Below are 7,458 nucleotides of genomic sequence, written 5' to 3' on the forward strand. Positions count from 1 at the left end.
GATGAACGCGCTGTCCGTGCCGCCGATGATCAGCGCCAACCGGTGTCCGGCGGGCAGCACGTGATCGGTGGTGGCCAGCCGGAACGTCATGGTCACCGGCTTGCCCGGCTCCAGCGGCTTCTCCTGCGACAGCGACTCGTGGTTGGCCAGGTCGGCCCAACCGCGCGAGATGATCTCGAAGTCCACGTCGCGCGTGGTCGCCTCGGTGTCGCGGTAGCAGGCGTCGTCGCCGGGGCGGTTCTCTCCCCAGCACGACTCGGTCTCCAGCGTGCGGATGCCCTCGCCGCGCCCGAGGTAGTCGCGGGTGGTGGCCGGTCCGTAGTCGACGAGCATCGCGGACAGGTGGGCTGTCGGCGTGCTCGGCGTGGCGGTGACCGTGACCGACCCGGTCCCGGCGACTCGAACGTCACGGCTCAGGGGAGCGGTGCTGAACAGCGCGCGGGCGGGCGAGGGCTGATCGGGAGCGGCGGCCCAGTCGTACTCGTCCAGCGATGGATCATCGGTGAACGAGGCGGTGCCGCCCGGTTGGGGCTGCGGTCCGAGCCCGTCTTCGCGGGGGTGGAGCACGGTGTTCTCGGCCAGCTCGCCGGACCAGGTCGGCTCGTCGGCCCAGACGTCGGGAGCGCGCTCGACGCTGGCGGCGGGCTCCTCGTCGATCCCGTTGTCCACGTCCAGCAGCCAGCGGTCGAACCAGCGGTGCAGGGTGTCGACCCACTCGGTGCGGCGGAAGTCGAACGGGTCGACGTGCCCGGTCTGGCTCAACCACAGCTTGCGCGGCACGTCGTGCGCGGCCAGCGCGTCCCACCACTGCCCGAGCTGGACGGTCTTGACGTTGAGGTCGCCGAGGCCGTGCACCGCGAACACGCTGGCGGTGGTCTTGTCCGCGTCCGGCACGTAGTCCCGTTCGGTCCACAGTGGAGTCACATCGCCGTTGGCCGGGGCGCCGTCGGTGAGCTCCTGCTTGGTCGGGCCGCAGTCCGGGCGGCCGCCCTCCTCGACGGTGCGGGCCAGCCCGGCCGGGTCGAAGCCGAAGGACACGCCGTCCGAGCGGTAGTAGTCGTACCAGGAGCTGATCGCCCCGATCGGCACGATGGTGCGCAGCCCTTCCACCCCGGTGGCGGCCACGCCGTTGGCGATCGTGCCGTCGTAGGACTTGCCGATCATGCCGACGTTCCCGGTGGACCAGCCCGCATCGACCTGGCCACCGCCCGACGGCGCGTCGAAACCGGGCGCGCGGCCGTTCAACCAGTCGACGACAGCCTTGGCCGAGGTGATGTCCGACGGGCCGCCGACGTCCACGCACCCCTCGGAGCGGTTGGTGCCGGCCAGATCGACCAGCACCGTCGCGTACCCGCGCGGCACGAAGTAGTTGTCGTAGAACAGCGGGAAGCCGACCGGGCGGCCCTGCTCGTCGTAGGTCTTCAGCTCGCTCTCGTTGCCGCGCCCGCAGCACGAGTAGTACGGGCTGGCGTCCATGATCACCGGAACCGGCTGGTCGGTGCCCGACGGCCGGACGACGTCCGCGGCGACCCGGTCGACGACGCCGTCGCCGTCCCCGTCCAGCCCGGTCTCCACCCACACCGTCTCGCGCACCGGTTCGGCGGTGAAGACGGGCTGGCTGCGCCCGTCCCGAACCTGCTCCGCGGCCGGCCCGGCGGCCGCGGCGGGCGCGACCCCGGACAGCACCAGCGCCGCGCACGGCAGCGCCCACCAGCGACTTCTCCGCAAAGTGCCCACCTCCGAGAAGATCTCGGAGGCAGCCTACGACCCAAGATCACCAACCGGCACAGCCGAAAGTGTGCCGGGCGCTACTCGCCCTCGACGGAGGCCAGGATCGCTCGGATCTGCGGGAGGAGCTTCGGGATTTCGCGATCGACGACGTTCCACACGGTGTTCAGGTCCAGGTCGAAGTACCCGTGCGTGATCCGATTGCGCATGGCGATCATCTGCCGCCACGGCACTCCTGGGTGTTTTCGCTGGATCTCGCGGTCAACACCGTTGGCCGCCTCGCCGAGGTTCTCGATCCAGTGCAGCAATGCAGTTTGGAGGACCTCGTCAGCCTCGAACGCCTTCCGGTCTCGCGGCGTTCGGTGTTGGATCTTCTCTGCGAAGTCGAGCATGTCCTGCAGGCGTTCCGGCGTCTGCCGCTTCAAATCGGCACCGCCTCGGCGAGCACGTTGTCCCGGATCCGCTCTTTCAGGCCGTTCGGAGTCGCGACCTGCGTGAAGACGTTGAGCAGCTCCTCGACGTCGAGCGCGAATCCGGACATGTCCCACAGGCTGCTGCCGCGCGCGACGTCGATCAGCAGGTCCAGGTCGCTGTCGTCGTCGGCTTCACCGCGGGCGACGGAGCCGAACACCCGGATGTTGCTGATGCCGTACTGCTCCGCGATCCGGTAGATCTCATCGCGGTGCGCGCGAACCTCGTCGAGGGTGATCCGGCGGTGCGGCGCGTCGACGACCGAGGTCATGGCTCCTCCCTCCTGCTGGAACGCATCATCCCAGCTCCTGGGGAGGGCGGTCCAGTCGCGGAATACGCTGGGGGTGTGACTCCTGTGCTGCTGGATGGTGGGCGGTTGCGGGCCCGGTTGGTCGACGGCGGGCCCTACAACGCGCTCGACGTGGTGACCGTGACCGGTTCGACCAACACCGACCTCGCGGCCGCCGCCGCTCGCGGCGCTGCCGACCGGACCGTGCTGATCGCCGAGGAGCAGCAGGCCGGGCGCGGCCGGATGCAGCGCCAGTGGACCTCGCCGCGCGGTCGCGGGTTGTTCGTGAGCGTCCTGCTGCGCCCCGACGTGCCGCACTCCGCAGTGGCCTGGCTGCCGCTGATCGCCGGTGTCGCCCTCGCCGAGACCGTCCAGCGCACCACCGGCGTGCCCGCCTCGATGAAGTGGCCGAACGACCTCCTGCTCGGCGGTGACGGGGAGTGGCTGAAGGCGGCCGGGATCCTCGGCGAAGCGGTGACCGGGCCGGACGGGCTGGCGCTCGTCCTGGGCATGGGCATCAACGTGCTGCAGCAGCGCGACGAACTTCCCCGCGGCGCGGGCGGGCTCCCGGCGACCTCGCTGGCCGCCGAAGGCGCGGAGGTCGACCGCGAAGCGTTCGCAGTGGCATTGCTCACGGCGTTCGCCGAGGCGGACGACCTCTGGCGGGCCGCATCCGGCGACGTGGTGGGCAACGGACTGCTCGACCGGTACCGGCGGCTGTGCAGCACCCTGGGCCAGCAGGTGCGCGTCGAGCTCGGGCCCGCTGAGCAGCTGCAGGGCGTCGCGACCGACATCGACGACCAAGGTCGGCTCGTGGTGCGCACCGACAGCGGCCGGACGACCGCCGTCTCGGCGGGTGATGTCGTTCACGTGCGGCGAGCTTGATCGACGACTGCCGCATCCGGACGACTGCGGGCGGTAACGTGACCGGGGATCCGCGATGCGGCTAGAGGAGGGGACCCGGTGGCCTACCCAGACGACCTGCTCGGCGAGGACGAGTTCGTGGTCGTGCACAAGCACCCGCACTGGAAGATGCTGATCGTCCCGGTGCTGATCCTCTTCGTCGTGGTGGGCGGCGGGTCGTACGCGGCGGCGCTGCTCGCGCCCATGTCCTGGCACCTGCCTGCGTGGATCGCGCTGGCGGTGGTCGGCGCGGTCCTGGTCATCTGGTTCACCCTCGCGCCGCTGGTGCGCTGGCGGACCACCCACTTCGTGGTCACCACGCACCGGCTGATGGTCCGCGAGGGCGTCTTCACCCGCACCGGCATCGACATCCCGATGTCCCGGATCAACTCGGTGCGCTTCCGGCACGGTCTGGTCGACCGGATGCTGGGCTGCGGCACGCTCGTCGTCGAGTCCGCCTCGGACGAGCCGCTGGAGTTCGACGACATCCCGCAGGTCGAGAAGGTCCACACCTTGCTCTACCGCGAGGTCAACGACGACCCTCGGGATGACTGGGACTACCGCAGGGAGAGCTGAATGGACGCGCGTGAACTGGGTCTGCCGATGCAGGTGGCCGCTCCGGAGCCGGTCGAGCTGCCGGATGCGGTGACGATCTGGGAGGTCGGACCGCGCGACGGGCTGCAGAACGAGAAGCAGGCCGTCCCGGTGGAGGTGAAGCTGGAGTTCCTGGACCGCCTGGCCGACGCCGGGCTGTCGGTGCTGGAGGCGACCAGCTTCGTGCGGCCGGAGTGGGTCCCGCAGCTGGCCGACGCCGCCGAGCTGCTGGCCGGCCTGCAGCGGGTGCCCGGCGTCCGTTACCCGGTGCTGGTGCCGAACGCGCGAGGCCTGGACCGCGCGCGGGAATCGCAGGTCCGCGACATCGCGATCTTCGCGTCGGCCACCGAGACCTTCACCCGGCGCAACCTCAACCGCGGCCTGGACGAGCAGTTCGGCATGTTCGAGCCGGTGGTGCAGCGCGCGGTCGGCGAGGGCCTGTCGGTGCGCGGCTACGTCTCGATGTGCTTCGGCGACCCGTGGGAGGGCGCCGTTCCGGTCGAGCAGGTCGTCTCGGTCGGCAAGCGGCTGCTGGAGATGGGCTGCGACCAGCTGTCGCTGGGCGACACCATCGGCGTGGCCACGCCGGGTCACGTGTCGGCGCTGCTGCGCGGGTTCGTCGCGGCCGGCATCGGGGTGGACCGCCTGGCGGTGCACTTCCACGACACCTACGGCCAGGCGCTGTCCAACACCTACGCGGCCCTCCAGCTCGGCGTGTCCACTGTGGACTCCTCGGCGGGCGGTCTGGGCGGCTGCCCGTACGCGAAGTCGGCGACCGGCAACCTCGCGACCGAGGACCTGGTCTGGATGCTCGACGGCCTGGGCATCAAGCACGGCGTCGACCTCGGCAAGCTCGTCGCGACCAGCGCTTGGATGGCCGAGCAGCTGGGGCGTCCGAGCCCGTCGCGCGTGGTCAAGGCGCTCAGCTCGTGACGGCACCGAGTCCGGTCCTGCACACCGTGCAGGACCGGCCGGTGCTGGTCTGGCGTTGCGCCCGGCCGTGGCTGGCGATCTCCTCGGCGCCCCGCGGCGGTGGCATCGGCTTGCGGAACTGGGTGCTCAACGCCACCGTGGTGACCGACTACGCCCACCCCGACCCGACGGCCCACGCCGGTGAGATGGCCGCCGAACTGGGGCTTCCCGGCGACGGCATCGGCCTGATGACCGCGGTCGACGTGCGCCACGAGGTCACCGCGGTGGACGGCGGAGTGCAGGCGAGCGTGACCACCGGCGCCAACGCGCCGGTCTGGGCGGCGGCGCCGGAAGAAGCCCGGACCTGGAAGCCGGGCACGATCAACGCGGTCTGCTGGTCACCGGTGCGCCTCACCGAAGCCGCGCTGGTCAACGCGGTGGCCACGGTGGCGGAGGCCAAGGCCCAAGCGTTGGTGGAATCGGGCGTCGCGGGCACCGGAACGGTCACCGACGCGACGGCGATCCTCTGCCCCCGGGACGGCGAACCGGAGCTCTACGGCGGCCCCCGCTCCCGCATCGGTGCGTCCCTGGCCCGCGCGGTCCACGCAGCGGTGACGGCGGGTCTCCGGATCGAAAACCCGCGCCACGGCCGGACCTGACCGGTTCGCGCTCCGTCAGTCGCGGGTGCCGAACATCGCGACGAAGGTGAAGCGCAGCACGCGCTCGCCGTCGCGGTCGGCGGTGCCGGTGATCTCCACCAGGCCCAGGTTCGGCTTGCTCTGCGACCGCCGCTGGCTGTTGACCTCCATGCCCAGCTGCAGCACGTCACCGGGGAACACCGGCGCCAGCCAGGCCAGCTCGTTGCCGCCCGGTGAGCCCTGCGACGTCGAGTCGGCCAGCACGTGGTCCACGTAACCGCGCATCCACAGCGACGCGGTGAACCACCCGGAGGCGCACAGCCCGCCGAGCACGGAGTTCCGCCCGGCCTCCTCGTCGAGGTGGAACGGCTGCGGGTCGAAGCGCTCGGCGAAGGCGAGCATCTCCGCCCGGTCCACCTTCACCTCGCCCAAGTCGAAAGTCCGGCCTGGGGTCAGGTCTTCGTACGCGATCCTCGCCATGCCCCCATGCTCTCAGGGCCGGTCGCCGTCATCGTGCGAGACGGTGCTCACAGGCCGTATCGGGGGTTTCGGACATTACGGTGTCTTGCCCGGCTCGGCGGGAAAAAGGTGAAGGCGACGTGGAACCATCTGCGCTGCGGGGCACGTCCAAGCCACGACGTGCGGTCTGCGGTTCACGGGCCGCCGACGTCCGCTTTGCCGTGTCGAGCCGGGCTTCGCCGCGCCAGCTGCGAGGTCCGACGGGCGAACAGGCCCGACCACCGGACAGGGGAGGGGAGCGGCCGTGCCGAGCGATCACCAGGCCCAGGTGGCCGAGTTGATGGCGGACTACCAGCGCAGTCGGGAACGCCTTGCCGAAACGCACCGCGAGCTGGCCGCCATCGCCGAGACCGCCAGCTCCGGCGACGGTCGCGTGCAGGTCGCGGTCGGCGCGCGGGGAGAGCTCCGCGAGGTGCTGCTGGCCAACGACGTCTGCGACAAGCTGCGCCCCGCCCAGCTCGCCGCGACCATCGCCGAGCTGAGCGCGAAGGCGGCGCAGGCCGCGGCCCGGCGCGCCGCGGACGTGCTCGCCGCGGTCCTGCCCGCGGACACCGATCCGGAACTGCTGCTGGGCGGACACGCCGACGGCGAGTCGGAATCGGTGCTGCGCAACGAATCGCGGCCCATCGACGATGATGTTGCCGAGGAGGAGGACTTCTCGGAGGCGAGCTGGTTGCAGCACAGCCCGACGAAACGGACGTGATGGTCATGAGCGGATTCCGCAGCGACCTCGGGCAGCTGAGCAAGCACGCCGGCGAGTTCGAAGACCTCGCCGGCCAGGCGCAGAAGATCGCCGACGCGCTGCGCGAGGCGGTCGAGTCGGCCGGCGATTGCTGGGGCGGTGACGAGATCGGCGCGAGCTTCGCGAAGGCCCACTGCGGCCCGGCGGAGCAGGCGCTGTCCGACCTCGGCGGGATGTCGGAGCGGCTGCGCGGCATGGGATCGAAGTTCGCGGCCGCCGCGGACACCACGAAGCAGGTCGACGCGGCCAACGCCGAAGAACTCAGGCGTATCGCCGGAGGGGGGTGAGCGCGGTGGGCATCGAACTTCCCGCCGAACTCCGGGACGTGGCCGCGCGCGCGGGCGCCCAGTGGCCGGAGGCCGACGAGGACAAGATGCGCGAGTCCGCGATGGCGTGGCGCGACGCCGCGAAGTCGATGGACGGCTTGGCCGGCAACGCGGACAGCGTCGCGCAGGGCGCGTTGCGGGCCTTCGACGGTGAAGCCGCGCAGGCGGCGAGCCGGGAGTGGGACGGATTCGTGGCCGACGGCGGTGCGCTGCCGGCGTCGGTGAAGCAGTGCAACGCGGCAGCGGACCGCCTGGACCACGCGGCCGAGCAGGTCGGCGCGGCGAAGGTCCAGATGGTGCGCGAGTTGGTGGCGCTGGCGAAGCAGACCGACGCGG

Annotated in this window: 11 protein-coding genes; 7 read left to right on the top strand and 4 right to left on the bottom strand. The window is 71.3% G+C overall.

The annotated features are described in order from the left end of the window. From OU415_RS37430 to OU415_RS37440, 3 genes are all read right to left on the bottom strand, one after another. Positions 1 to 1,728 (bottom strand): Xaa-Pro dipeptidyl-peptidase (locus OU415_RS37430; protein WP_270954507.1); only part of this gene is annotated, 1,728 nt, incomplete at its 3' end. Positions 1,729 to 1,808: 80 nt separating this feature from the next. Then, entirely contained in the window at positions 1,809 to 2,153 is a 345-nt protein-coding gene (locus OU415_RS37435) for a HepT-like ribonuclease domain-containing protein (RefSeq protein ID WP_270954508.1), read from the bottom strand. Then, positions 2,150 to 2,470, bottom strand: coding sequence for a nucleotidyltransferase family protein (locus tag OU415_RS37440; RefSeq protein WP_270954509.1), 321 nt, complete (start codon positions 2,468 to 2,470; stop codon positions 2,150 to 2,152). Before OU415_RS37440 ends, OU415_RS37435 begins: the two co-directional genes overlap by 4 nt. Positions 2,471 to 2,545: 75 nt before the next feature. On the opposite strand from OU415_RS37440, the gene OU415_RS37445 reads away from it, so the two are divergent. The 4 genes from OU415_RS37445 to OU415_RS37460 all read left to right on the top strand — a co-directional run bounded on the left by OU415_RS37445 (position 2,546) and on the right by OU415_RS37460 (position 5,556). After that, positions 2,546 to 3,373: a biotin--[acetyl-CoA-carboxylase] ligase gene (locus tag OU415_RS37445; RefSeq protein ID WP_270954510.1), complete on the top strand. Its 828-nt coding sequence runs from the start codon at positions 2,546 to 2,548 to the stop codon at positions 3,371 to 3,373. A 78-nt stretch (positions 3,374 to 3,451) separates the two neighbouring features. Next, entirely contained in the window at positions 3,452 to 3,967 is a 516-nt protein-coding gene (locus OU415_RS37450) for a PH domain-containing protein (protein WP_270954511.1), read from the top strand. Next, the gene (locus OU415_RS37455; protein ID WP_270954513.1) at positions 3,968 to 4,918 is read left to right on the top strand and encodes a hydroxymethylglutaryl-CoA lyase; all 951 of its coding nucleotides are present in this window, start codon (positions 3,968 to 3,970) and stop codon (positions 4,916 to 4,918) included. Further along, positions 4,915 to 5,556, top strand: a complete 642-nt coding sequence (locus tag OU415_RS37460; protein WP_270954515.1) for an adenosylcobinamide amidohydrolase — start codon at positions 4,915 to 4,917, stop codon at positions 5,554 to 5,556. Before OU415_RS37455 ends, OU415_RS37460 begins: the two co-directional genes overlap by 4 nt. Before the next feature lie 15 nt (positions 5,557 to 5,571). On the opposite strand, the gene OU415_RS37465 is transcribed toward OU415_RS37460, so the two are convergent. Further along, complete coding sequence (locus tag OU415_RS37465) at positions 5,572 to 6,015, bottom strand: MaoC family dehydratase (protein ID WP_270954517.1); 444 nt, start codon at positions 6,013 to 6,015, stop codon at positions 5,572 to 5,574. A 283-nt stretch (positions 6,016 to 6,298) separates the two neighbouring features. On the opposite strand from OU415_RS37465, the gene OU415_RS37470 reads away from it, so the two are divergent. The 3 genes from OU415_RS37470 to OU415_RS37480 all read left to right on the top strand — a co-directional run. After that, positions 6,299 to 6,757: a YbaB/EbfC family nucleoid-associated protein gene (locus OU415_RS37470; protein ID WP_270954519.1), complete on the top strand. Its 459-nt coding sequence runs from the start codon at positions 6,299 to 6,301 to the stop codon at positions 6,755 to 6,757. Between the two features lie 5 nt (positions 6,758 to 6,762). Beyond that, positions 6,763 to 7,083 carry a WXG100 family type VII secretion target gene (locus tag OU415_RS37475; protein WP_270954520.1) on the top strand — a complete coding sequence of 107 codons (321 nt, stop codon included), beginning with the start codon at positions 6,763 to 6,765 and terminating at the stop codon, positions 7,081 to 7,083. A 5-nt stretch (positions 7,084 to 7,088) separates the two neighbouring features. Further along, positions 7,089 to 7,458 (top strand): WXG100-like domain-containing protein (locus OU415_RS37480; RefSeq protein ID WP_456300270.1); only part of this gene is annotated, 370 nt, incomplete at its 3' end.

This window comes from Saccharopolyspora oryzae (assembly GCF_027853915.1).
Lineage (GTDB): Bacteria > Actinomycetota > Actinomycetes > Mycobacteriales > Pseudonocardiaceae > Saccharopolyspora > Saccharopolyspora oryzae.